Origin of the sequence: Paenibacillus sedimenti (genome assembly GCF_014534655.1) — a bacterium.
Taxonomy (GTDB): domain Bacteria; phylum Bacillota; class Bacilli; order Paenibacillales; family NBRC-103111; genus Paenibacillus_E; species Paenibacillus_E sedimenti.
In genome coordinates this window covers 372,330-396,883 of the sequence record NZ_JACVVD010000002.1, presented here as the reverse complement: position 1 = coordinate 396,883, position 24,554 = coordinate 372,330, and the positions used below count along the sequence as shown (strand labels likewise).

General features: G+C 45.1%; 20 protein-coding genes. 2 read left to right on the top strand and 18 right to left on the bottom strand.

Annotated elements, in window-relative coordinates; all coding sequences use genetic code 11:
- Positions 1-10: 10 nt before the first annotated feature.
- From ICC18_RS06440 to ICC18_RS06375, 14 genes are all read right to left on the bottom strand, one after another.
- Positions 11-1,186 (bottom strand): nucleotidyltransferase domain-containing protein, encoded by a 1,176-nt coding sequence (locus ICC18_RS06440; RefSeq protein WP_188173539.1) that lies wholly within the window; start codon positions 1,184-1,186, stop codon positions 11-13.
- Positions 1,187-1,198: 12 nt separating this feature from the next.
- Positions 1,199-1,657, bottom strand: coding sequence for a lasso peptide biosynthesis B2 protein (locus ICC18_RS06435; RefSeq protein WP_188173538.1), 459 nt, complete (start codon positions 1,655-1,657; stop codon positions 1,199-1,201).
- A 3-nt stretch (positions 1,658-1,660) separates the two neighbouring features.
- On the bottom strand, positions 1,661-1,957 hold the full coding sequence (locus tag ICC18_RS06430) for a lasso peptide biosynthesis PqqD family chaperone (RefSeq protein ID WP_188173537.1): 297 nt from the start codon (positions 1,955-1,957) through the stop codon (positions 1,661-1,663).
- Entirely contained in the window at positions 1,957-2,880 is a 924-nt protein-coding gene (locus ICC18_RS06425; RefSeq protein WP_188173536.1) for a phosphoenolpyruvate carboxykinase (ATP), read from the bottom strand. Before ICC18_RS06425 ends, ICC18_RS06430 begins: the two co-directional genes overlap by 1 nt.
- Before the next feature lie 162 nt (positions 2,881-3,042).
- A complete protein-coding gene (locus tag ICC18_RS06420; protein ID WP_188173535.1) occupies positions 3,043-3,165 on the bottom strand; it encodes a paeninodin family lasso peptide in 123 nt (40 codons plus the stop codon).
- Positions 3,166-3,180: 15 nt separating this feature from the next.
- Positions 3,181-5,148, bottom strand: a complete 1,968-nt coding sequence (locus ICC18_RS06415; protein ID WP_188173534.1) for an asparagine synthase-related protein — start codon at positions 5,146-5,148, stop codon at positions 3,181-3,183.
- Entirely contained in the window at positions 5,145-6,377 is a 1,233-nt protein-coding gene (locus tag ICC18_RS06410; protein ID WP_188173533.1) for a sulfotransferase family protein, read from the bottom strand. The genes ICC18_RS06415 and ICC18_RS06410 overlap by 4 nt, the downstream gene beginning before the upstream one ends.
- A gap of 147 nt (positions 6,378-6,524) precedes the next feature.
- Positions 6,525-7,295, bottom strand: a complete 771-nt coding sequence (locus tag ICC18_RS06405; RefSeq protein WP_188173532.1) for a glycosyltransferase family 2 protein — start codon at positions 7,293-7,295, stop codon at positions 6,525-6,527.
- Positions 7,296-8,765 carry a flippase gene (locus ICC18_RS06400; RefSeq protein ID WP_188173531.1) on the bottom strand — a complete coding sequence of 490 codons (1,470 nt, stop codon included), beginning with the start codon at positions 8,763-8,765 and terminating at the stop codon, positions 7,296-7,298.
- A gap of 133 nt (positions 8,766-8,898) precedes the next feature.
- Entirely contained in the window at positions 8,899-11,673 is a 2,775-nt protein-coding gene (locus ICC18_RS06395) for a golvesin C-terminal-like domain-containing protein (protein ID WP_188173530.1), read from the bottom strand.
- Positions 11,674-12,046: 373 nt separating this feature from the next.
- On the bottom strand, positions 12,047-13,075 hold the full coding sequence (locus ICC18_RS06390; RefSeq protein ID WP_188173529.1) for a glycoside hydrolase family protein: 1,029 nt from the start codon (positions 13,073-13,075) through the stop codon (positions 12,047-12,049).
- Positions 13,076-13,111: 36 nt separating this feature from the next.
- Positions 13,112-14,713, bottom strand: coding sequence for an extracellular solute-binding protein (locus ICC18_RS06385; RefSeq protein WP_188173528.1), 1,602 nt, complete (start codon positions 14,711-14,713; stop codon positions 13,112-13,114).
- A gap of 83 nt (positions 14,714-14,796) precedes the next feature.
- Positions 14,797-15,669, bottom strand: a complete 873-nt coding sequence (locus ICC18_RS06380) for a carbohydrate ABC transporter permease (RefSeq protein ID WP_188173527.1) — start codon at positions 15,667-15,669, stop codon at positions 14,797-14,799.
- A gap of 11 nt (positions 15,670-15,680) precedes the next feature.
- Entirely contained in the window at positions 15,681-16,640 is a 960-nt protein-coding gene (locus tag ICC18_RS06375; protein ID WP_312029494.1) for an ABC transporter permease, read from the bottom strand.
- A gap of 206 nt (positions 16,641-16,846) precedes the next feature.
- Here ICC18_RS06375 and ICC18_RS06370 point away from each other — a divergent pair, with 206 nt between their 5' ends.
- Both ICC18_RS06370 and ICC18_RS06365 read left to right on the top strand, forming a co-directional pair.
- Positions 16,847-18,592 carry a sensor histidine kinase gene (locus tag ICC18_RS06370; RefSeq protein ID WP_188173526.1) on the top strand — a complete coding sequence of 582 codons (1,746 nt, stop codon included), beginning with the start codon at positions 16,847-16,849 and terminating at the stop codon, positions 18,590-18,592.
- The gene (locus tag ICC18_RS06365; protein ID WP_188173525.1) at positions 18,589-20,184 is read left to right on the top strand and encodes a response regulator transcription factor; all 1,596 of its coding nucleotides are present in this window, start codon (positions 18,589-18,591) and stop codon (positions 20,182-20,184) included. Before ICC18_RS06370 ends, ICC18_RS06365 begins: the two co-directional genes overlap by 4 nt.
- 55 nt (positions 20,185-20,239) lie before the next feature.
- Here ICC18_RS06365 and ICC18_RS06360 read toward each other — a convergent pair whose 3' ends face one another.
- The 4 genes from ICC18_RS06360 to ICC18_RS06345 form a co-directional block, all read right to left on the bottom strand.
- On the bottom strand, positions 20,240-21,508 hold the full coding sequence (locus ICC18_RS06360) for a hypothetical protein (protein WP_188173524.1): 1,269 nt from the start codon (positions 21,506-21,508) through the stop codon (positions 20,240-20,242).
- Between the two features lie 84 nt (positions 21,509-21,592).
- Positions 21,593-23,395 (bottom strand): ABC transporter ATP-binding protein, encoded by a 1,803-nt coding sequence (locus ICC18_RS06355; protein ID WP_188173523.1) that lies wholly within the window; start codon positions 23,393-23,395, stop codon positions 21,593-21,595.
- Positions 23,396-24,322 carry a phosphoenolpyruvate carboxykinase (ATP) gene (locus tag ICC18_RS06350; protein WP_188173971.1) on the bottom strand — a complete coding sequence of 309 codons (927 nt, stop codon included), beginning with the start codon at positions 24,320-24,322 and terminating at the stop codon, positions 23,396-23,398.
- An 88-nt stretch (positions 24,323-24,410) separates the two neighbouring features.
- Positions 24,411-24,551 carry a paeninodin family lasso peptide gene (locus tag ICC18_RS06345; protein ID WP_223192368.1) on the bottom strand — a complete coding sequence of 47 codons (141 nt, stop codon included), beginning with the start codon at positions 24,549-24,551 and terminating at the stop codon, positions 24,411-24,413.
- Positions 24,552-24,554 lie beyond the last annotated feature (3 nt).

The following is a 24,554-nucleotide window of genomic DNA, read 5'->3' as shown; positions in this document are numbered from 1 at the left end:
ACATTCCCTCCTATAACGATGATTGCTGCTTGATTTGTCTCCAACACCAGAGGAAGGGGCGTAATGGAAAGTATAGAAAATGTAGTGCCTTGGGCAACGGCAACATAAGGGCATCCTTCGAGCTTGGGTACATGCGGTTCAAATAGTAGGTCCATTTTTGCTTTCGGTTCTTCAGAGACAACAAGTAAGAGCGAAAAGGCTTTGCCAATTCAGGCGGCGGATCCGGACAGAGAACAGCCATCGTATAAATAAAAAGCAGCGTGCTTTGTGCTAGCTGTAACGATCTGCGACCGGTAAACAAACTCCTCATCTCCTCGGTTAACGGTGTATCCAATAACTGAGATGCGAGAATGAACGCTTGCCCTCCCAAGTGGACGCTTTTGTATTGTTTCAATAGCGCGTGCAGCGCTTTGGCATCAATCCCTTTTCTGACCAGCCTGTCGATATCCTCGAGCCAACGCAGTCTGAACCAGCCATGCCTGGACCCATGAGAAACAAGATAAAAAAATAAGTCCTCACTGCCCAAATAAAAGACCGTACCGCTGCCGAGCGAGCTGACTCTTCGCCTTGCCCAAAGTTCTTCAAATTGCGGTTCTTCTTTGGCCATATCCGGGTTTAGGCTCCAATGAAGCTCGATTTCGACCTGCTTCTGCGGATGATAATAAGCGATGTGATAGAACTTCCATTTCCAATCCAGAACGCGAACCGGATTATCTTGAATAACATAGCCAAGCTCCTCAAGCACTAGTTCCGCTTGCTCGACTTCTCTGATATGCACAAGAATGTCCAGATCTTTGGACGTCCTGAGGGAAAGGTCGCCGTACAATTCTTGGGCCAGCACCGGCCCTTTCAGCGTTAAAGTCCGAATTTGCTGCTTATCCATGGAACTGCAAACACGCTCCATCTCTGCGCTCAAATGCAGCATTTGGAACATGTTCTTGTTGTATTGAGCTCTCAGAGCCTGCAGGACAGACGCAGGTATCCGCCCACTTTCAAGCTTGTTCAGCCTGGCGTATAGGGTCGGATATACTCGATGATGCTTGGCAAGTTGGAAAAAGTGCTTCCAGTCTATATCGGAACCATCCGTCTGAACAGGCGGACTGCTCCCTTGCACCCGCAAGATCGCTAGGATCTCTTCTAATTCCTTTGGACACTTACTTGTATCAAGCGCGTATACGTTCCCCATTCCTTGTTCCCCTCAACTCTCTAATCGCTGAATCCGCTTGCCGAAAACTTCAACGACAGTGAATTTGTCCATCGTTTCTGCTCCTGAAATGTAAATGGAACCGCTTCTCAACCAAGCATGGGCAATCATTTTGCCATTGGTATCTCTAGCCGTTCCCAAGTAAAGCGTACTTTCAATTTTGCGTCTTTCCAGCATTTTCATTCCCGCGATGGCTTGCACCAGGCACTTGCTCTCCCATATGGTGTTGCGGCTCATCATGCGGACAGCTTTAGAGATATCTTTAATTAACGTTTCATTAGGCTGATTCCCCGTATGCGGAGTCTCCTCACGGCGATTGCCCAGCGACGGAGCAACCTTGGCGAACGGGACTGATTTCAATATGCGCGCCCATGCCAAATAAAACAGAGCCTCAAATAGAAGCAGTATCATCCTTGGATGGAGCCTCAGCAATGTCCTTACCTTTTTCCACATTGCTCACAGTTCCTCTCTGATCTGGATAAGTCCCTCTTTCGATAAGGATGTTAAAAAGGTTCGTACTTGCTCCTCGCATACCGAAGCCTCAATTTCATATTCCGCTGACAAAGTCTCAACAATTTGTTGAAGCGTAGCAGGCGTCTCAATGAGTTCCCATATCCGCCCGCCTGTGCTGCCAAGATTGTAATACTTTCCCGACTTGATGCTCAACATGACTTTTTCTCCATCCATGTTGCTGACCAGATTCCCTTCGTTCTGAGCAATACGTTGATTCGAAGCTATTTGTAAAATAGACATTAAGATACGCACACCCCTTTATCCGCTATTTGCCCAATTTGTACCGCCAAATCCTGTGCTGTAAATCCGTTGATAGGCCGAGTTAACCGATAGGTATCTACCTGGCTGGCCATGCTTGTAACAAAGGAAAAGAGCCATTGCTCCAAGCCTAACTGCGGAATCAACGAAGAACGATATGTATGTTTCATAAAGACATGCAATTGCTCGAGTCTCGAAAACTTATGCAAGGCGACCTCTTCGTCTTGGGATTTCACCAATTCGAACACGCCGGCAAGAGGTATAGCCTCTTGGGAGAATTCGGAGGCTACAGGCACTGCATACTTGGTTTCTCTCTCGAAAATGGGACGAAAGCCGTCAGACTGCAAGCCAAGTCGGTCTATGCTTTCCTGCCATAGCTTTTGCTGCGGATAAGCGGGATGAACCATCGGCTGACCGGAGTCCGGATCTATGGAGACAGCAATTACATCATCCGTAAGAAGCTGACAACCGCGATGGAGGAAAGCAGCAGCAAGTGTCGATTTACCTGCTCCCGACTCGCCGATAATCGCATAAGCTCTGCCGTCAATCACGATGGCACTGCCGTGCAAGGGCAGCACTCTTCTCTGCATGAGGATAACGCCCATGCAAGTCCCCAGCACGAAGAGGCGGATTTTATCAGCATCAGCGCCTGGAATCGAAGAAACAACGATTCTACTGCCGCCTTGGATACAAAATGTGGCCGTATCCGCTATTTTAAAAATAAACGTATCCTCTCTAGCGACAAAATTATCCTCGCCAGTCACCATCTCATTCCATAGTGAAGCGAGATCCCCTGTATCAACCGTCACATCGACGTTATCGTTGATCGAATGATCAAGAGGCAATTCCGGAAGTGGAATCGTCGAGCTGATTCGTATTCCAAATGCCCTATACAATACTTTCATATGCTTTATACTTCCCCCTTCCCCTAAAAACAGAAACGACTGTCGCCGTCTTTCGACAGGACAGCGCCGCTTCATTTTCATGGTTCGGAAAAGAATAAACAGAGGTTTATTCTTCCCGAAGCATGAAACGACTTGCATGGTTAAGTACGAGATCATAAAGAATTAGCTGTAAAGGTCAGCGTCGTGAGGAGAAACCCAGTCAACTGTTTTAGTACCGGCGCCAGCAGCAGTCATGCTAACTTCCAATACTTCCAAAGATGGTTGTTGCCATTCTTTCTTTTCCATAGTATTCACCTCCTTTCAAGTTAATTGGTAATTATGTATATTCGCTTCCTGTTGGTGAAAATCATGAAGGAAACGGGAAACGATATAGCTGTGCATCAGCATTTTGACCCGCGGATTAAAGGCTTGATCGGCCTTGGGCACGCCAATTTCCGCGATCGCTTGCTGAATCTCTCGGGCATTCAGATATTCAGCCACGTAATCATCTTTGCAGAGCGCTTGCAGCTCCGAGATAAAGAAAGACCACTTGGGCAGCATACGATGAACCCAGTCTGCAGGCTGCACGCCGCGCTTCCGCTGATTCAGCCGGACGTCGTCCGGCAAATAGTTCAGCGTGGCACGCCGCACTAACGAACGATCTTGGCCATTCTGGACGTATTGCTCGATCGGCACGGATAAACAGAAGCGTACGACTCTCGGATCGTTTGTCGCATCCCTTTCCCATAATCCGTAGCGAAGGGACATTTTGGTAGCCAGTGCGCCGTTTTTGTTGGCGATGGAGAGATTGCTGAATCTCTCTTTTCTTACTTCTACGGCATCCGCCAGTTTTCCCAGCATCTCATTGTCTTCGGCAGGCATTCTATTCAAAAGATCCGTTCGCTTGGCAAAATCCGGATTGACGTGTTCAGGCAGCTTAACCTGAACGTCCCCGTAAGAACCTCTTACCATGAAGGGAAACGCCTTCTTGCCGGCAACCCGGATGAGGCGGGACTTGTCGACTCCAGTCAAACCGCTGTACATCTGGATTTCCTTGTAAAATTTGCCAAGCTTCAGATACTTAAGCAGCTTCGCGTAGTAATCCATGGCCGGACCCCATGAAATCGTGAAGTTCCCTCTTGCCCCGGTAAGCAATACACCGGCTTGATCTCGTTCAGCCTGTTCATATAACCCTTTAATCCAGAAAGAGTTCTCAAAGTACTTATAAGGAACTTCCAGCGTTTGAAGCAGCTCATCCACTTCGGAATAAGGGCTCGTGCCTGCAAAATCCAGATAATTCTCCCGGATATTGCCGACATGCCTCACAGTCGATTGGATATAGGGCCGCTCATTGGCGATGAGCGTTTTAGAGGTCCAATCCTCAAAATCGCCTACAGGCACGTAGCTGTAAGCATGCAGCTGTTTCCCTTGCTGCTGCAGCGTCTTGACCGCAAAGCTGGCGACCGCGCCGGAGTCCAGTCCGCCACTTAAAGCAGCGCCGACCTGCTTGTGCGTACGAAGCCGTACATTCACGGCCTCCTGGAAAACTTCTTGGAACGCTTCCTCATAATCTGCATTGGATTTCAGATGCAGAGGCTCTACATCCGATATATTCGCATATCTGGTTAGTGCCAGTTTCCCGTTACTAATGATCAGTGTATGCGCAGGGGGGAGTTGTTCTACCTGTTGATAAGGGGTTGAATGAATATCAACAGACTCATATGTGCCGGATATGCCAAGAAATTCAGCAAGCCAAAGTTCGTTAAGCTCTTTCTTCACACTCGGCAATGTCAATAGAGGGAAAACAGCTGTACTGAAAGCAAATTGTCGATGGCGATAATGATAATAAAACGTTCGATTGCCGGAGATGTCTCTGGCTGCAAACAGCTGTCTGTTCTTCACATCCCAGATAACGAAAGCATAATCCCCTATGATATACTTCGGCGCATCAACGCCCCATTTCCGGTATGCAAGCACAATAAGCTCGCTATCCGTGATGGTACCCCTTAAGTGGGATTCCACCTGCAATTTACCGAATAATTCTGTGCGGTTATCGATAATGGCATCGGCAGTAATGGCGAGCCGTTGCTCGCTATCATAATGAGGCAGCCGTTCATGAACGGATTCGGGTGTGATCCACTTGGCATGACAGCCAAGAAAGACGGAACCCTCTTGCCACGTATCTGTCGCATCAGCGGAATAACGTTGCAAGGCGTTCATTAACGATTGGCTTTCTTCCAAAGATACCGGAGCATCATCAAAATTATAAATACCCGTTATGGCGCTCATGGTTTCCTCCTGCGATGAATCAAGTGATCCGATGCCCAATGTGTAATGCGATGACCGAAAGGAATCAGCGATTTAACCAGGTTTACCTTATTCCGGATCGTATCCAATTGCTTTCGAAGCCGCTTCTGCTCCAAGTAGCTGTTCTCCAGCCTCATTTCAAGCGCTCGAAGTGTCGTCTGAAGCTGAAATACTTGAGAATCCACCGAAGCGTTATGAATCACATCCGGTTCTGTTTGTATACCCGCCTTTTCGGACTGCATCCGATACTTGGCCTGCCACTTGCATCCGGTTACTTCTGCCAATTGCGTAGTTCGCAGCTGCAAAAGCTCCTGATCAGGCTCATCGTCGAACTTCACGCCTACCCATTTTTCCGCTTCCGCCAATTGTTCGCTATAGCCAAGCTGATGGAACAATCTTGCGCCTAGAACGCGGCCGTACATTTCAACTTCATTTTTCTGTAAAACTTCTTTCCAGTTATGTATAGAGTTCAAATGAGGTTCGGTATGGTTCGCTAGTAACGGATCCCCTACCCCCATGCTGTAAAACATATCCGATTTAACGGAATTGACCGGGTTGCCATACTTCTCAATTCCTTGCTCGTAGGATATACCCAAAAAGGTGCACAGCTTGTGCATCTCTTCCTCCGGCTTAGAAACCATCTGTTCGTAAAAAAGACGATAGGCCAAAGGGTGCGACTCCGAAAAATAATCATAGTATCTAAACATTCCTGCTGTCAGATCCGTCATCTTGATATTGAATTGCGGATTGTACAATTCATCGGCAAGATTGAAGCCTTCATGACTGTCAGCATATACTTTCTTATAAGAGGATAAGATGCTGAACGGATTACGGATGAGCCATATCCGCTTGGATTGCGGGAACAGCTTATCGAGGAACTCCAAGATGTAATAGTAGCGCGGTGATTTATCCACTACCAGATCTGCGCCGCTGCCTTGCAGCAAACCGTTATAAATTTGTAAGGAGAATGATCGGCACGCTTGCTCAAACACCTCATTGGGAACGATCGCATTATAGAACTGCTTGATGATTCCCATGCCGCCATAAGGTCGTAAAGGATTGTTCTTGAGATCGTACAAGCTCATCAAGTACCACATCTCTTGCGTTGCGAATACTTTGCTATGATTCTGCAGCATAACCGTCGCAAGCGAGCTTCCGCTACGTGGGGCACACAATAAAAATATGAGGTTATTGCCTTGTGCGTCGATCAAGCTGCTTCCCCCTAGAATTTATTACTCGATACGTTATGTATCAATTATAGCACACAACTATCCGTTTTGTATCGTATTTTTCAAAAAAATTTTGTCAATGCGTGTCATTATCCAATTTCACCTAACAAATACAGGTAAAATAGCCAATTAATTAGATGCCAACTTCCTTTTCAACGCATTCCTGGCACTTGATAATATAGCCTTGATTCTCTGCTTATAGCTCAACATCACAAGCTGATTCTTGGTGATCACGCCATTTTTATATTTAATGTCTAAAATTTCTTTGGCATTGCTATGTTGATCCGAAGCACCGCCGACACGAAAATTGGTTATTATTTTATCTATCGCATGATACCTGATTCCTTTATGAAGAATTCGAAGAACGAAATCGATGTCGGCCGATATCCGGTACCGGGTATCAAACGAACCGTATTTTTCATAAACCTCCCTTTTTACAAAACACGTAGGGTGCTGAATCATGCCGCTGAAATCGGATATAAACTCGTAATTATTTCGCCTTATCATATACTCCTTGCCGTCCTTCACGATTCGGATGATGCCATAAAATAAATCAATCTCCGGATGATCTTCAATATGTTGATCGACAGAATCAAAAACGCCGTTTTCGTACCAGTCGTCACTGTTGATAATTCCTATAAATTTGCCATTGGATTGACGTATGCCTTTATTCATCGCATCATACAGCCCTTGATCTCTTTCTGACTTCCATTTCATTTTACCTCTGAACCTGGGTTCATACTCTTTAATAATTTGAACGGTTTGGTCGGTGGACCCTCCATCTACAATGATGTATTCATAGTTTTCATAATTTTGCGCCAAAACACTTTCAAACGTATCTCTTATCGTAGCCGCGCTGTTATAGCAGACCGTAATAATGCTCAATGTAGGTTCATTCATCTACATCACCTTCTTCACTTTATTATTTTTCAAGATTTTGTTCGAAATTTTGGTTAAGGATGCCATGACGATTTCCTCTCGGCTGACGAATAAAACAGCGAAGAATACAATACTTCCTAGCGCCAGAGAGCTGCAAATAACGATGAGCTTATCAGCGACGGCTAATTTAATCAGGTATATGGCAAGCAGCATTGCCGCTCCTGCAACTCCATATTTTAACGAGGATTTAGATACGATTCTGATAGAAACCAGCCGTTTAGATAACAGAATCCCATAGACATTTCCAACCGACTGGGCAAGAAGAAACGCGATTGCCGCACCGATTTCCGCGAATTTGGGAATCAGCATAAAGTTAAATACGATGCTCACGCCGGCGCTTATGGCATGGATTTTCAGACTCTTATTATCATGACCCATCGGCAATAAGACTTGCGAATATAGGAGCGTCCCCAGAGAATAAATAATGATGGTGGAACCAATAATCGTTAGGCAGAGTGCCCCGGCGATAAAGTTGTCTCCCCCCAGAATCCACATAATTTCTTTGGATAAGATCATGACTCCGAGCGTCATGGGAATCGATATGAGCAATATGTAATTGACCGATTTGCCGACAATTTCCTTAAAACGATCGATGTCATGATTGAACAGATACGATGCCCTGGGTATCAGCACTTGCGATAGAGCAGTCGAGAAGGATAAGGCGATCATCTGCACCTGCTTGCTTCTTGTATAGAAAGCAACGGCTTTATCGGAAGCATTCAAACCAAGTATCAGTACATCCAACTGCGTATATATACTAAAAATAATTCCTGATATCCAAAAGTATTTCAGACTCTTCAGGTGTGAGAAAATGCGCAATTCCCTCAACTGGAATTTAAAATCAATAAACTTCCTGCAATATACGATGTTGACTAAATTGTTCGCTAACATAAGAATCACGGTGATCCCTGCATAAATCATATAATCATCTTGGTTTTTTACTCCTACAAAAATAAACACCAGCGTAATGACTTTAATAATGAAACCTCTTGTCGTGATATACTTGTATTCCTCGATCCCCTGAAAAAACCAATCCGTTGAAAAAAGGTTGGCTATGATGGATATCGCAAATATAAGGTAAAGCGACACCTCCGAATAGAACTTGGGCTGATTAAATATAACAATGACATAGATGAGTAAAATAATAACGGTTATGATCGCTTTGAGAGCATTCAGTTCCCAGAAGACTATGGACAATTTCTTTTTATCATCTCGAGCCTTTGCTATTTCTCTAATCCCATAGGTAGGTATTCCTAATGAGGCTAGCAGTACTAACCACGTCGTCACACTTGTCGCTAAGTTCACCTTTCCAATATTGTCTACACCCAAAATTACCGATAAATAAGGTAAAGTAATCAGTGGGATGACGATATTCAAAAAAGTAAGCAATAAATTATAAATAAAGTTTGATTTTAACGATTTAACTGCCATCAATGTCCTCCTGGAAAGGATACGTTCCTCTTATGATTGTTTATTATAGCATCACCTCTTTTTTGATACAATATGTATCTTAAACAATAAAAAAAGTACGCTGTTTCATCAGCATACCTCAGCTATACCTCTACTATTGCTTTTCAAATCTAGCTGCGTCAGCACCTACATAGGCTCCGACTGCTTGATTGTTCAGTTCCAGGTATCCGCCGGTGCCTGCAAGAAATGCAAATGTCCCTAGTGATATCCATTGTCCGCCGTTTGTCGTTTGATTAATGGTCACGACTTGACTGCCTCCATTGTAATAAACGGTATATTTACAGTTCGTACAACGATTACTGTGTGCGGGATACCAAATATAAACGTTATAATTGCCCGCAGCTTGAATATTCGGAATCCATCTCACTTTAGCATTGGCCGTCGTGCTGCTCACAGCGTAACGATAATCCGACCCGTATTTATCCGGGAGACTGCCTGCCGTGTACCAGAAGCCGGAGGCCTCGGTAAAACCCGGATCGGTATTGTCAACGACAACTTCTACCTTCACGAACTTGACCGCATCAGCGTCAACATACTGTCCATTGGCTTGATTGGTAAGCTCCACGCTTCCTCCAGATCCGGATAAGAAAGGAAATACGCCTAATTTGACCCATGTCCCTCCGCTTGTCGTCTCGTTAACCGGAACTTCTTGGCTGCCGCCATTATAAATGACTTTATACTTGCAGTCCGAACAACGATTCGTATGGCCAGGATACCATACATATACATCATAATCTCCCGGAAGGGCCAATTCCGGCGACCATCTTACTTTGGCCGTAGCGGAAACATTGGTTGCCGCATAGCGATAATTGCTTCCGTATTTATTCGGCAGCCCGTCGCTGCTGAGCCAAGTTCCGGAAACCACGTAAAAACCGTTGTCTACATTATCGACAATTACGATTTTAGAATCCTGAACGGTTCCGCCCTTGATATGCTTATATGCCGGCTCGAGCCCCGCATTGCTCATGATGGCTTGTGCTTGCGCCGGCCAATTGCCATTATTGATGACTTGGTTATTGGCTACCGTATTTCTCGAAAGATTGGCATCCTGGGCGGCATTATCGGTATAATTCCATTCCGCGGTATTGTTGAATGAGACTTGATTGCCATATATTTGCATAAACAGCCATTTGGGAATGGAGGAAGTTACGTTATTGGTTACATTATAGCCTTGCGTACTTCCGTCTAAATAGATACCTGCCACATTATTAAGCTGGTTCCTCACATAATTGTTCGATATCGTCGAACCCGTTTGCGCGCAGGCTGTATAAATTCCGCCTCCGTCTTTAACCGTCTTCACGTAGTTGCTAACAAGATTATATTGAATTCTGTTATTTTTCGCTTCCACTGAGCAATTATCCGTAGTCCAACCCCAGCCAACGCTGATCCCCGTGTAAGGAATATCTTCAATTTCGTTGTGTTCCACTAATAGCGAGTCGTTATAATATCCTAAGATCCCTACGGAGCCAAAATAATCTCTGCCGATTCTTGTCATGTAGTTGTTGCTGACCGTGTTTCGCCTCGGCCACATTCTGGTATCGATTGGTCTGTATGCATCGTTTCCGATCTCGACAGCACCCGCTGACAAATCCATAAACGAATTCCCTTTAATCAAATTATCGTTCCCGCCCATGTCGAACAGAACTCCCGTGCCGCCAAGATTTTTGAACCGATTGTCCATGATCTTGATGTTATCGGAAGTGGTCGCCATGATTGCGCCAGGGACCCGGTCTTTTCTTTGATCGTGTCTATATTGGTTGTTTGTCATATCATTTGGCGGAGAAGGAATCAGAGAGTTTGCTTGAACATCTACAAACCCGTAGTCATTGGGTCGTGACCAGTTCGTGTATTGGAACTCTAGGCCTTGGAACACCAGATTTGTCACCGGTGCAGTAAATGTCCCTTTCAGCTCGATGAGCGATTGTACTCTTGGAATGACGACTTCCGCCGTATTCATGTTTTCTCCTGGCCTCGGCCTGTAATATAGATATCCGGTGCTTTTGTTGAAGTACCATTCACCGGGACTGTCCAAAAAGTTTAGCGAATTCTCTAGCCAATACTGGCGCAATCGATAGTTTTGGTTTCCCTGGGGCTCCACTGTAATATCTTCCCATTCGGTCTCGTTAATAACCGCCCGCTTCTTACCGGCATCTTCAGTAACAGATTCAATCCCGCTAATTCGCAGCCGTTTATGCATCCACTCAATGAGTACGGACATTTCAACGTTATCGGACAAGTTCGTGACATTCGTGAGCTGCGATGCCGGTACAATTAATCCATTTTTATTCGCGCTAGTTTGGGAAAAATCATTGTATGCATCATCGGATATCGTATAATAATTTCCCTCATTCGGCGTTCTGGCTCTGATGCCTCTCGTGCCGTTGACGTAGATTTGTCTGAAATCAAGCTGCGTGTACACTGAGCTATAAACGGAGTTATAAACAGAATCGTATACGTTCGCCTTGAAAACGTTTTCATTTTCTGGAATCCAGTTTGTAATCACCTCGCCCCCACTAAAGACCGGATTCTCATTGAGCATATTCCTGTAGATCACGTTGAAACCATCTTTACCCGAGTCTTCGGAGCTGAAAGTGACAGAAGAAATTTGTTTATAAGTTCCTCCGCTGAAATATACAATGACATCTCCTGTCAACGTGTTTGACGCCAAATAGGAGCGCACTGCCAATCTGGCTTTATCCATGCTGGCAAATGGAGCAGCAATGGTCCCATTACCGCTTGTATCGCTGCCTGTCGGAGAAACATAAAATTCTTTTTGCACAGCCGCGTACACTCTATTGCTTTCGAAAATAGAAGCGATACTAGAAAATAGCATCAAAAAAAAGATGAATACAATGAATCCTTTCTTCATAGTAATACCTCCCTTGGTCTAAGAAGGAAAAAACGAAACCGAAATTTCTCTTATCTTGCGTGCTTCATAGCATTCCTTTCTCATTCTAAAAAACTTCACCTCCTCTAACTCGTCTGCAAAAGCTTCATCCCAATCAAAAACCAACCTATAACCGGCATGAGCACCTGCAAGATAATGTAAACGCTTTCACTATCATCTATATTATATTCATCAACTTCTCAAACGGTGCAGTATTTAACTGTACAAGTTGAGAGTCATCCGATAACACCTTCCAAGTTAAGTCAAGAAGAAAGCCACCCAACCTAGACGGTCTTGGCGGCTTCGTTATGTCCAATTAATCACGGAAATAGGATTGTCTAGGAAAAAATGTGTCTTAAACAAGTCTTAAAGGGATATGCACATTAAACGAAACATTTCTTGCATCATCCACCGCAACAGCACAAAATAACACGGCCGGCCGGTCGTTCTCCATCCAAAGTTGAGGCCTTTCAAGCGCGTTAACCTGCTGTACCTCGCCATCCTCCCACACGATCTCCGGCTTGAAGGCAAAAGAATGTTCGGAAGGAACCCAATGAATACCATCCTTGGATTCGAATAACGCCACAGAGCTTATCCCCTGCTTCGTAAAATAACCCTGAAAGTCTTTGACCAATGCATAGTATGTTGTGCCCTGACGCCAGATAAACGGGTCCTCAACGGACCAGTCGTCCTCTGGATTCACCATGATAGGTCCCGCTAACTTACGAAAAGGGCCTAAGGGGGTGTCCGCCACTGCTACCCCGCAAACGACAGCCCCTCCCTTAGGCAGGCTCCCCTTCCCGACTCCTTTATAAATCATGATAAACTTTCCATCCGGCGTGGATGTCACTGTAGGATTAGAAACCATCAGATGGTCCCATGATTCAGGACTTACGTTAATGACGGGATCGTTAAAACGAGTCCACGGCCCAGAGGGATGTTCAGCTACAGCTACACCTATCCGCTGTCGGTTGCGATGATCCCAATATTCGCCGTTCCCCTTATTCCCCATATAATATAAATAATAGTTGTCTTTCACCCGGATCATCGTTGGATTGTGTATGACATTTGCATCCCAATAATCGCCTCCCCTACCCCGCAGAATGACGCCTTGAAACGAATAAGGCCCTAACGGATGATCCGCAGTCGCATAAGCGATTTCCGAGTGCGTCACCCAACCGTTATGTCCCGTCTCTTCCGGCCATCTGGAGAAAAGCAGGTGGCAAACCCCATCCTCGGTTTTTGACATTGTCCCGCACCAAACGTGATAACCCGGCATAGAAAATGTTGCTGTTCTCGGTACCGGGTTCATCCATTGATGGAAATCCAGTCCCATCGTAGACACCTCTTCTTTCAATAGATCCAAAGGGAATAACAATACCATATGTGAGGCTGCCTAATGGCAGCCTCGTAGCAATGCTTATTTCAAGATACCTTGATCTTTCAAGTTTTTCTCGACATACTCCAGATGTTTTTGAAATGCGTACTTGGAGTCGAGCGTTTTCAAATAGTTATCCCAATTATTCAAGGAATCTTTGCCCGCGATGAACTTGAGCAGTGATTCGTTCATGAATTTTTTGCGGTCCTCCCACGTCGGGTCTGCCGAATCCGGAGTAACGAAAGATCCTACACTAAGAGGCTTGACGTACTGCTGATTGATCTTTTGGAACTCGGAGGTTTTCTCGTACGTGAAATTAAAGTACAACGCATCGTTTGCCCGGCGGTTATTTGCATAATTGTTCATCCATCTGTACTTGTCTTGAAGCTCTTTGTTGGCTTTATTTTCCTGATTGATTTTTGGCTTGCCGTCGACAATATCCCAATTGACGCCTTTGATGCCATAGGCAAAATAAGGATAAGCGTCTTTATCCGCAAACCAATATTGGAGCATGGTCATGATACGCTTGACTTTTTCAGGGTCTTTTGCGGCTTTAGTTGAAATAGACCACATGTTGCTTTGCGGGTTCGTGATGGTTGAATATTGATCCCCATTCGGTCCCTTCATCGGTGGAATCAGCACCCAATCAGGCAGTTCACCGGATACTTCTTTCATTTTCTTTTGCTTATCAAGTTCCATAGCACGCCAATCTTGAAAGACAATTCCCACTTTTCCAGAAAAGAATTTGTTATCGATGCCCGCATTGTCTGTTATCGTCATCCAATCAGGGTCGACCACCTTCGCCTCCTGCATGCGGTTTATGAATGCCAGAGCTTCTTTCATGCGAGGATCCGCGTTATTATATTGCACTTTTCCGTCTTTTAAATCGATGCTGCCTGGGTATACGCCGTACATCAGCATCAGTGCATCAATACCCAAGTTGTTAAATTCGCCTGATTTTTGCACGCCCATTACAAAACCGTACGTATCGTTCTTGCCGTTTCCATCCGGATCATTAAATGTGAACGCCTTCATAACTTGAAGCAATTCATCCGGTGTGGTCGGCGTTTTCAAATTCAATTTCTTCAACCAGTCGTTGCGAATCCAAAATCCTCTAATTCCTTGAACCAGCTCGTATCCCGGCGTTCCGAGAACTTTGCCCTTGTACTTCAGTGCGTTCCAAACGGAGTCCGGGTAGTTACCTTTAAGTGCAGGATAACTATTCAGCACGGATTCGATATCTGTGATTATTCCTTGATCATAGTATTGGACAGCCATTGGGCGGTCAGTCATGTAAATCAGGTCAGGCGTATCACCGGATGTAACCATCGTGTTGAGCTTTTGCTTAGCTTGATCGTTCGGCACGAAGGTAATTTGCAGATCGATGTTCGCCGCTTTTTCCAGCATTTGATGAAGCGGATCTTCATCTTTGTTGATCGGAATCGGGTTGGCCGGAGCGAACCCTCCGGAGTGAAACATCGTAACTGTTACCTTCTTCTCGGGCGTCTGCACCGTTCCCCCCTGTGCCGGTTGGGATACGGACGGGGACTGGGACGGAGTCGGCGAGCCGCCGCATGCCGCTAACAACATTGATACCGACAGAATCGTAGTGAGAACGGGAAGCCATTTTGAGTAACCTTTCATCTAGACCGCTCCTTTGTAAATTCGTATTCATAATTATGTTTATCTGCTTCAACGTCCGGACATTCAAGCAGGATAAAGCCACGCTAACCTTTCACAGCACCGATAAGAACCCCTTTTGCAAAGTGCTTCTGCACAAAGGGATAAACCAATAGAATGGGAACGGTCGAAACAATAACCGCAGCCATTTGAATCGCAACCGAGCTGACGGAGGCATCATTGCTTTGCTGGGAGACGTCTTGCATTTGCGATTGCAATAGAATCGTTCTTAGCACAACCTGAAGGGGCCACAAGCTCCGATCGTTGATATATAGGACTCCGTCAAAGTAACTATTCCAGTGGCCAACCGCGTAAAATAATCCGATTGTGACAATCGACGGGAGGGACAATGGCAGAACAATACGCCACAGCATCGTCAATTCCCCGGCGCCGTCCACCGTAGCCGACTCTAACAGTTCCGACGGAAGCTGTTCGAAGAATCCTTTTATGATGATCAAGTTGAAAGCGCTGACAAGACCGGGCAAAATAAGCGCCCACAGCGAGTCAATCAACCCGAGAGACTTTACAACAAGATAGGTAGGGATTGTTCCACCGCTAAATAAAATCGTGAAAATGATCATAAACAAAATGCTGCTCCTACCCGGCAATCCTTTACGGGACAACACGTACGCTGCTAAAGTCGTGGCAATCATATTGAGCAAGGTTCCGATTCCGGTACGCAGCAAGGTGATCTTATATGCCGTCAAGATGCCGAATGACCCGGAAAAAACCGTTTTATACGCCCCCCATACGAATTGATCGGGGATAAGGACGATACCTTTGCGAATCACTTCCGATTCGGATGTCACGGACACCATGGCCACATAAAAGAAAGGAAACAGTGTAACAATTGAAATAGCGATAAGAATGCAATAAATAATGGTTTGTATGCCGCGATCAAACAGCGAATGCTCCTTCATTGTCCAGCCTCCTACCAAATTTGTCCGTCGAATCGTTTCGCCAGTTGATTCGATAAGAGAACGAGCACGGTGCCGATGACCGATTTAAAGACACCGACTGCTGTGGCGAGTCCGATTTGCATGCGTTCAATCCCCTGTCGATACACCCATGTATCGATAATATCGGCTTTTTCCTGATTAAACGAGTTTACAAATATAAAGATTTGATCAAAACCTGCATCAAGGATGCTGCCCATTCGTAAAATTAATAAAATGAAAATGACATTACGGATGCCTGGAAGCGTGATGTGCCACATCTGGCGCCAACGGTTAGCTCCGTCGATGCGGGACGCTTCGTATAGACTCGGGTCGATACCTACAAGTGCCGCGAGATATAGAATAGCACCCCACCCGGCTTCCTTCCAGATGTCGGAGGCGACGATCATCGTTCTGGCCCATGCCGGATCGGTTAAGAAAGGAATCGCGTCGAAACCGTACTGCTTCAATAATGCATTGAAGAGGCCGCTCCCTGGGGCAAATAAGGCAACCATCAGACCGTAAGCGATGATCCAAGAGATAAAATGAGGCAAATACGTGATCGTCTGCACAGTCCTTTTGAACCAAACCATCCGGATTTCGTTCAGCATGAGCGCAAGCACGATCGGAGCGCTAAAGCCGAAGACCAGCTTATACAACGAAATCAAGATCGTATTCAGCAAAATATCTCTAAAATACACGCCATTAATAAAATTTTTAAAATTATCGAATCCAATCCATGGGCTGTCGAAGAAACCTAAAGACAAATTATATTGCTTGAAAGCAACAATAATGCCCGCCATGGGCACATATTTGAATATGATAAAGTAGATGAGTTCAGGTATCAGAAGCAAGTACAACAATCTAAACTTCCATACTGTTTTCCACAACTTGCTTCGCGTATTTCGAACCGCCGGCAGGTAGACTTTGCTTGCTTCACTCGACATCCCATCCATGTGTAGCGATCCTCCTTATCACTATCTCTGCTACCAATTATATATATTTGGGATATCGCATTTTTCCAAAATCGTAAGTAATTATTCCAAAATTATACGGATTCAAGTTTAGGAAAAATAAAAATAAAGTCCCCTCTTCCGGGTACGGTTTCTTTTCGGTGAATCATGCTAATATGGAAACATCGATCTGATGGAGGAACTTGTCCATGAACTTCCAAATCAATAGCCTTACGTTTAAATTGTTCATCATTTGCCTCACCTTCATGTTCGGAACCGTTTTTATTGTGTTCCAGATGTCATACCGAATCATTGAAAAAGAAATTCGATCAAATAATGACTTTCTCATCGAGCAAATGCAATCTAAGGTAGACCAGTACATCACCTTAAGCTTTGCTGCGCTTGATACGATCTTATATGCGGTCGAATCGGCACATGCCAATGACATGCATAATTCCGACGAAATACTGCCGGTCCTCCGCAAGCTCTACAATATGAACGCAAACTCCGTCGCCGATGTCTATGTCATTAATGAAGACGCCTCCATGGTAGGGGCAAGTCCTAGAAGCGTTCTGTTTAGCGATCCTGATGAACAACGCAATGAACTATGGTCGCAAGTGATGCAAAACAAGACTTCCATCTATGTCAGCGTTCCTTATCGTTCGAAGCAACAGGATTGGACGGTCACCATGGCCAAGTATATTGGCGGTTCCAATCCGCCTAAAGTCGCTGCGCTTGATATCGACCTTAAAGCGATGGAGCAATCACTTCTCAACATTAATCGCAGCGATTTACTCGGCATTGCGATCGTGGAGTCAAGCGGCAAACTGGTGGCAGGCAATCTCACCAATATCGTGGAAATGGATGAGCGTACGCGAACATTCGCAATCGGTGAAGTGACATCTGACCAATTGTTAAGCAAAAGCGCGATTAGCGGGGTGCTGTATACCGGCACGCCGAAGCGAAGCTGGTATTATCATAAATTCCCCGGATCCCGGTTCAATTGGACGATCATAACGTTCCATTCGGAAAGTTTGCTTCAGCAATCATTGAAAAGGACGGAAACCTACAATTTGGCCATGCTGGGCATTGGGCTTGTGCTTAGTGCAATCACCGCGACCTTTATCACCCACTACATCCGAAGACCGCTAAGTTTCCTAATGAGCAGAATGCGGTTGGTTAAACAAGGATTTCTTCATATCCCCGTTGTTTTAAAGCGCAAGGATGAATTCGGGGAACTTTCCCAATCGTTCGACCTGATGCTGAAGCAGATCATCGAACTGCTTGAACAAGTGAAACGAAGCCATGACCTGCAGCGCGAGCAAGAGATCCAAGTACTTCAATCCCAAATCAATCCTCATTTTCTATACAATACTCTCGGCTCTATCAGTAATGCGGTGAAGCTTGGTTATTTGGACAAGGTAGACCCCATAGTTCGATCTCTCATTCGCATATTGGAATACGGCGTCGCTAACGATTCCCGATTCGTCCCACTGTCCGATGAGCTTGAGAACGTTCGTGAATATTTGTTCATTCAGAACGTTCGTTACAAATCGCATTATCAATTAATTGAGAATATCGAGCCCGGATTGGAATCATTCAAGGTCTTTCGTTTGTTGCTGCAACCGATTGTGGAAAATAGTTTGTTTCACGGTTATCGAAATGGAAGGCTCCCCGGTGAAATTCACATTCATGCATACAGAAACCCAGGAAGTGTCGTCATCGATGTGACCGACTTCGGATTAGGCATGACAGAAGAGCAAGCGGCTAGCGCCTTGATCCCCAGAACGGAAGATGAGCCCCGAACGCGCAAGCGAATCGGATTAGTCAATATTCATCAACGCATTCAGCTTTACTATAGTGATCTGTTCGGACTTTCCATAGAAACAGAGCTTGGACGCGGTACATGCATTAGGGCTACATTTCCCTATCGGACCGGAGGTGAGAGAAATTGAATTACCGCTGCATCATTGTTGACGATGAAGAGATGATTCTCGAAAGACTGGAACAGATTTTCCGGCTTCAGTCAGAGTTCGAGCTAGTTGGCAAGGCATATTCAGGAATAGAAGGCGTGAGTCTGGTCGCGGCGACAAAGCCCGATATTGTCATTACCGACATTGTAATGCCTGATATGAACGGCATTGACATGATCGAACAATTGCGCCTCACTCGTCCGCATATGGAATTCATCATTCTTAGCGCCTATTCCGATTTTGTTTACGCCAAACAAGCAATGCGCATGAATGTGCATGAGTATGTGGAGAAAGTGCCACTTTCGGAAGAGGAGCTGCTTGCAAGTCTCCGCCGGGCAAGGGAACGGTTGAATTTACAGCGTTCCCGGCACAATGAATTTCAAAAATTAGTGCAGCATCGATTAGAAAATGTCTATCGTATCCGTAGGCAGCTGATCGGTGAGTTAATACGTGGCGATTTGATGCCTAAGCGATTTTCAGGGCTTACAGAAAGCATGAATGTCGATAATAAACTGATTGACAGCTATTGCTGCATTGTCATGGAATGGGTTGATGTTTCCCTATTCCTTCACAACTATACTACGCACGATCAGGGTACGATTCGATACGGCATGATCAACATAGCTGAGGAAACGATTCGCGAGCAAGCTTGCGGTTTTGCCTGTGAATGGTCGGACGAGCGATTGATTGCCATTGTGTCATGGGCGGCGATGAATAGTACGGCCGAACTGATGTCCAAAAGCATACAGCTCGGACATCTGCTGATCAGCAATATCCGAACATATATGAAGCAGAACATTCATGTAGCGATTAGCGAACGTTATAGCGGATGGCATTCACTCCCAATAGCATTTCATGAGGCCTCATCGCTTTGTCTCTACGGCTATTACGTAACTGTCAGTCAGGTCTATACCCGAAGAACAGTGACTCCGGTAAAAGATAATGCGGAGGAACGATTGGCAAAAGGGTTGGATCGTCTTTACACGGCTCTTCTGGAAGAACCGCCCTATTTGGAAATACTAAAAATAGCTGAGCCGCTGAAAGAAGCGGCTATCCAGGAACGATTAACACGGAACCGGATGATGAAGTTAATCGGAGAGTTTATGGAGAAAATACGGCGCGAAGCAGAATCGCGCAATAAAGACCTTCGCACTTGGCCGGAGTTGGGAAGTGGCTCGGGTATGACCTTTAAGTCACACTGGCATACGCTGTTGGAAGCTATGCGCATGTATTTGGATAAACACCCTGAGTCAAGGAAACAGGAGATTGTTAAAGCAAAACAATTCATCGAAATGCATTTATCGGAGCGTTTGTCGCTTGATGATGTCGCTCATGCCGTGAACTTGGCGCCAACTTACTTCAGCGCTCTATTCAAAAGGGAAAACGGCCAATCGTTCGTAGATTATGTAAATCGCCGCAAAATTGAAAAAGCTGCAGCTCTGCTTAAGGAACGCGAGTATTCGAACACCCATCTCTGCATGCTCGTTGGGATTCAAAGCGAGAAATATTTGTGTACGCTTTTTAAGGAGATGTATGGCATGCCTCCGCAAAAATTCAGAAAAAGTATGCGATAATCCGGTTCAAAAAAAGAGAAGGACTCCTTATTCGGAATCCTTTACTAGCACCACTTTAATAATCGCTTTTATTTACTTTTATTATTGTCCCTGTGGTTTCAGGTGCGTAGTCGATGTTACTCCCCAGACCAAAGTAGAAATCCCCGTTCAGCTCTTCAAAAGACCGTGCAAACGCATCTTGATTGAATTCGAATAACTCCGTCCAGGTCATCAGATCAGTAGTGCTTGTCTTATATACTGTATTCGTATATTGACCAGGGGATGTTTGGGTATAGGCTAACACATACACCGTATTGTCACGAACAAGAATATCCATAGGCAGAGCGTCCGGACGAGGGAAATTCACACGCTGTACGTCATTTATATCATTTGCCACGATTAAACATTGGGGAATCCATTGATGATCATTGAAGATACCTCCTGCAATATACAGAAGCTTATCATTCACCTGAGTTGTGCGTACCATCTTCATATAAGGAGACGGTTCGTATTTGATCACATTTTTAGTGATTCCAGGGAGCATCGTGTCTCCATAAACGGTAATCTGGGAAGTCTCGAATTTGGTAGCGGCTCCCGCCGGTTCCCCTTTGATCGATAGTATCTTAGCTTCATCAGGCCACTTATTATTTTTGGCGGCAATCGTACTTACAGCAAATAATTTTTTCTTAAATTCAAATAACGTATACGCTCTCGGCGGGTTCTTTCCACCTATTGAACCTATCTTTGTCCATGTGAGACCATCATCCTCCGACATGAGCACATCAGGGGTCGAATCTGTACCTATAGCCACGAAAAGCTTACCCTCATAGTATGCCATGTCATATACATGGATGCCGTTAGGGACGTTCCTGTATTTGATCCATTCGTTCCCTTCCAGCTTATAGTAATTGCCGAACTCCCAGCCTTCATCCCGAGCATCATTGCCTGGAATGTAAAGCTTTCCGTTCAGAACTTTAAAGATGTCGATTTGTTCTTCGTCCACATACTCCTTTGTACTGGATGCTTGCTCAGAGGAGGCGGAGGAAATAACATTCTGGGATGCAAATTTGTTGCCAACCGGATCATAGTAATAAATCGGTGTTGGTCCTGCATTGGGTGAAGGACCTTCATTGCTGCTATTGCCGTGCCCTAAATAGATCTTTCCGTCAAAAACCTGCATATCCCAAACATTCCTTGCGTACACGGGTTTGGAAAAGGGCGATCCTAAGACTTCTATCTTCGATGTTACATCTTTTACATTCTTATCAGGCGTTCCCAGGGCTTCCGGAGTCGATGAAGACAGAAAAAGGTTAAGTATAAAAAACAACGGGATTAGACTTGACATAACTACCTCCTCAAGCATATGATGAACTGGATACGTTTTGTATCAACAAAAGCATTATATCACGCTTCGCCGTGATCTTCCAACTTATCGTTTCGCCCTCGCCTGATAATCAAGCAATTGACCGAACATCCCATCCCGCTCCAAGGAAAGCTGCTGATATCCACCCTGTTGAATCACTCTTCCGCCATTCAATACCACAACCTGATCCGCATTCCGGATCGTCGACAACCGATGGGCAATGACAATAATGGTCATGGTTCCTTTTAGCAGCTCCAGCGCTTCTTGAATCTTCGCTTCATTTTCACTATCAAGCGCACTGGTGGCTTCATCCAGAACCAGGATGGACGGCTTACGCAAGATCGCTCTCGCCAGAACGATTCGTTGCCGTTCCCCTCCCGATAAGCGTAAGCCACGATCCCCCATGTCCGTATCCAGCCCTTGCGGGAGCTTCTTGACAAAATCATCAGATGCTGTAAAACGCAAAGCCTCCCACATTTGCTTTTCACTCGCATGAGGCGCCGCGATCTGCAGGTTTTCTCTAAGACTCGCATGGAATAGAAATGGGTCTTGTGAGACATAGCTGATAGCACGCCTTAATGAAAACATACTGGCAATCGTTAATGGATTTCCATCTACGAATACCTCTCCCTTTTCCGGTTTAACGAGTCCGATCAGTAGATCGATTAAGGTGCTTTTACCCGCTCCTGATTTGCCGACAATAGCTGTCATCCGATTCGCAGGTATGTGCAGGTTGATATCTTGAAGCGCATAAGCGGAATGATTAGTCTCATAACGATAGTAAACGTTGCGACATTCAATTCCTTGGTTAATGCGAAGGGGATTTTCAATATTGTAAATGTCTTGCAAGTTCATTTCTTTGGCGGCTGCATATTCTTTTTCCAAGTCCAACAAGCTTTTGAAGGCAGGAATCGTGGTCGCAATCTGTTCCCAGCCGGACTGCAGCATGGAAAATTTGGGCCATAATCGCGAAAAAATAATAATGATAATAACAAGCTTCTCTGCCTGCACATGAAATACGATGAAGGATAAAAAAACAAATAGCGCGACCAATAGGCCCGATGCTACTTTGTAATTGTATTGTGAGACAGATTGCAGTCGCGTGAATTGTACAAAATTATGTTCCATCCGATAGCAAAGTGAACGGAACCAGGTCATATGCTGTCTTTCCATCATATTGCTTTTAATGTCTTTAATGCCGTTAAAATGATCGGTCATTCCGGCAATATAGCTTTGGGACAGCGAAGTTGTCTGGTCTCCGATGGTTTTCGATTTGCGAATGAACTTTCGTGAATAAACGGCCAGCGCTAGTCCGCAAATAAGGACAGAAGCCGTGAGAGGAGCTGAAAGCCATAGGGCAAAACCAATTTGGACAAAGGTAAACAGGAACGTCGTCATTAATCGCAGGGATTGATAGATCCCATAACTGACTCGCGGCAATTCGGAAGTCATGATATGGATTAAATCGGATTTTCTTTTTTTCAGGAAAAAAGACCAGTCGGACTGTAATAAGGCTTCATAAATTCCCAGTCTTAAGTGCCGGATAAAACCTTGCTCGATCCCCTCGTTCAGGTTTGTCTGATAACGCTGCAAAAGCGCCTGGAAAACAAGCAGACTGATAAATATCCCGAGAATAACAGATAATTTTATACCATCCGGCCATCCGTTTAACGGTTCAACTATCCAAGAAACAATCGGAATTACTTCTGAATTTGAATCAAAAAGGCCGATCATACTCAGCATAGGGGCTAAAAGAAAGATGCCGGCACCCTCCAACAAGCTAATCACAATCATACCTGCTAAATTGATATGTAATTTAAACCCGGCGAATTCGTGCAGCTTCTTGACAAAAATGAGTATTTGCGCCATTTAAACGGCCCCTTCATTAACGATATGCAAGACTCGAGATATCAAATCATGAACCGTCAAACCAACAGACGGCCTGCGCAATTGGTACATATTCACCTTGCTCCCCATGCTGGCAATGGTTGAAAAGTGCCAATCGTTCCCTCCCAATTGGGGAATGAGAAAATTGCGATAGGTGTGATAGGATAAGATCGCCAACCGTTCAAGCCCTTGATGGCGAACCATTTCCACCTCAGCAGCTTCCGACTTCACAATTTCGAATAAGCCTGCAAGCGGAACCGGCTGTGCACAGAAATTAGACGATACAGGCACAGCGTATTTGGAATCATAAATCGTTTGATATCGGTTCGCTTCCATCCCCAAATGATCTATGCTTTGCTGCCACAGCTTTTGCTGCGGATAAGCCGGAATCACGATAGGATGATTGTTAATCCCATCAAGCTTAATGGCAATAACATCATCGCTTAGAAGCGGGTAACCATTTTGGAGAAATGCGGCAGCAAGCGTGGACTTTCCGGCTCCGGAATCGCCAATGAAAGCATAGGCTCGCCCATTCATAACGACTGCACTGCCATGAAGTGGGAGGATTCTTCGCTGTATTAAAATCGCACCCATGCAAGTTCCGAGCAAATATAAGCGAATACTCTTCTCAACAGATCCGGCTAAGGGAGATACGATAATTTGCTTGCCTCCGCGTATACTAAAGATCGCCGTATCAGGCACATAAAATAAAAATTGATGGTCCGTGTATGCATAGAAATCATCAGGAGTTCCGAATTCGCTCCAATCTCCCGATAAGTCTCCCAGCTTTATTTCAACATCCGCTTCAGTCTTTTGTTCTGCTGCTTGAAGCACTTCCGGCAAAGATAATTCGCTCACCAGCCTCATGCCGAATGCCTGATAAACGGTTTGTTGCACAGTATGTACGATCTTCCTCACCCCCGTAGCAAATAAGCCCTTATACGTGAATTGTATAAGGGCAATGGATCATTACAGTCTGCCCTAAGTAAGGACAATCCTACGAGTCTTGAGGATTGCGGTTATTTGCGCCTTTACCGTTTCGGTCTGGAACAGCTCCATTAGGTCCACCCATCGTCATCGTGACGTCGAGCACTTCTAATGTAGGCTGCTGCCACTCTTGCTTTATTTGCTTTTCCATAGA

What these genes read in the sequence shown, in the direction of transcription:
- ICC18_RS06390 (WP_188173529.1), bottom strand. Translation starts at nt 13,075, where the DNA reads ATGGTATTGTTATTCCCTTTGGATCTATTGAAAGAAGAGGTGTCTACG.
- ICC18_RS06405 (WP_188173532.1), bottom strand. Translation starts at nt 7,295, where the DNA reads ATGAATGAACCTACATTGAGCATTATTACGGTCTGCTATAACAGCGCG.
- ICC18_RS06345 (WP_223192368.1), bottom strand. Translation starts at nt 24,551, where the DNA reads ATGGAAAAGCAAATAAAGCAAGAGTGGCAGCAGCCTACATTAGAAGTG.
- ICC18_RS06385 (WP_188173528.1), bottom strand. Translation starts at nt 14,713, where the DNA reads ATGAAAGGTTACTCAAAATGGCTTCCCGTTCTCACTACGATTCTGTCG.
- ICC18_RS06395 (WP_188173530.1), bottom strand. Translation starts at nt 11,673, where the DNA reads ATGAAGAAAGGATTCATTGTATTCATCTTTTTTTTGATGCTATTTTCT.
- ICC18_RS06420 (WP_188173535.1), bottom strand. Translation starts at nt 3,165, where the DNA reads ATGGAAAAGAAAGAATGGCAACAACCATCTTTGGAAGTATTGGAAGTT.
- ICC18_RS06400 (WP_188173531.1), bottom strand. Translation starts at nt 8,765, where the DNA reads ATGGCAGTTAAATCGTTAAAATCAAACTTTATTTATAATTTATTGCTT.
- ICC18_RS06355 (WP_188173523.1), bottom strand. Translation starts at nt 23,395, where the DNA reads ATGGCGCAAATACTCATTTTTGTCAAGAAGCTGCACGAATTCGCCGGG.
- ICC18_RS06435 (WP_188173538.1), bottom strand. Translation starts at nt 1,657, where the DNA reads ATGTGGAAAAAGGTAAGGACATTGCTGAGGCTCCATCCAAGGATGATA.
- ICC18_RS06430 (WP_188173537.1), bottom strand. Translation starts at nt 1,957, where the DNA reads ATGTCTATTTTACAAATAGCTTCGAATCAACGTATTGCTCAGAACGAA.
- ICC18_RS06415 (WP_188173534.1), bottom strand. Translation starts at nt 5,148, where the DNA reads ATGAGCGCCATAACGGGTATTTATAATTTTGATGATGCTCCGGTATCT.
- ICC18_RS06425 (WP_188173536.1), bottom strand. Translation starts at nt 2,880, where the DNA reads ATGAAAGTATTGTATAGGGCATTTGGAATACGAATCAGCTCGACGATT.
- ICC18_RS06440 (WP_188173539.1), bottom strand. Translation starts at nt 1,186, where the DNA reads ATGGGGAACGTATACGCGCTTGATACAAGTAAGTGTCCAAAGGAATTA.
- ICC18_RS06370 (WP_188173526.1), top strand. Translation starts at nt 16,847, where the DNA reads ATGAACTTCCAAATCAATAGCCTTACGTTTAAATTGTTCATCATTTGC.
- ICC18_RS06375 (WP_312029494.1), bottom strand. Translation starts at nt 16,640, where the DNA reads ATGGATGGGATGTCGAGTGAAGCAAGCAAAGTCTACCTGCCGGCGGTT.
- ICC18_RS06360 (WP_188173524.1), bottom strand. Translation starts at nt 21,508, where the DNA reads ATGTCAAGTCTAATCCCGTTGTTTTTTATACTTAACCTTTTTCTGTCT.
- ICC18_RS06380 (WP_188173527.1), bottom strand. Translation starts at nt 15,669, where the DNA reads ATGAAGGAGCATTCGCTGTTTGATCGCGGCATACAAACCATTATTTAT.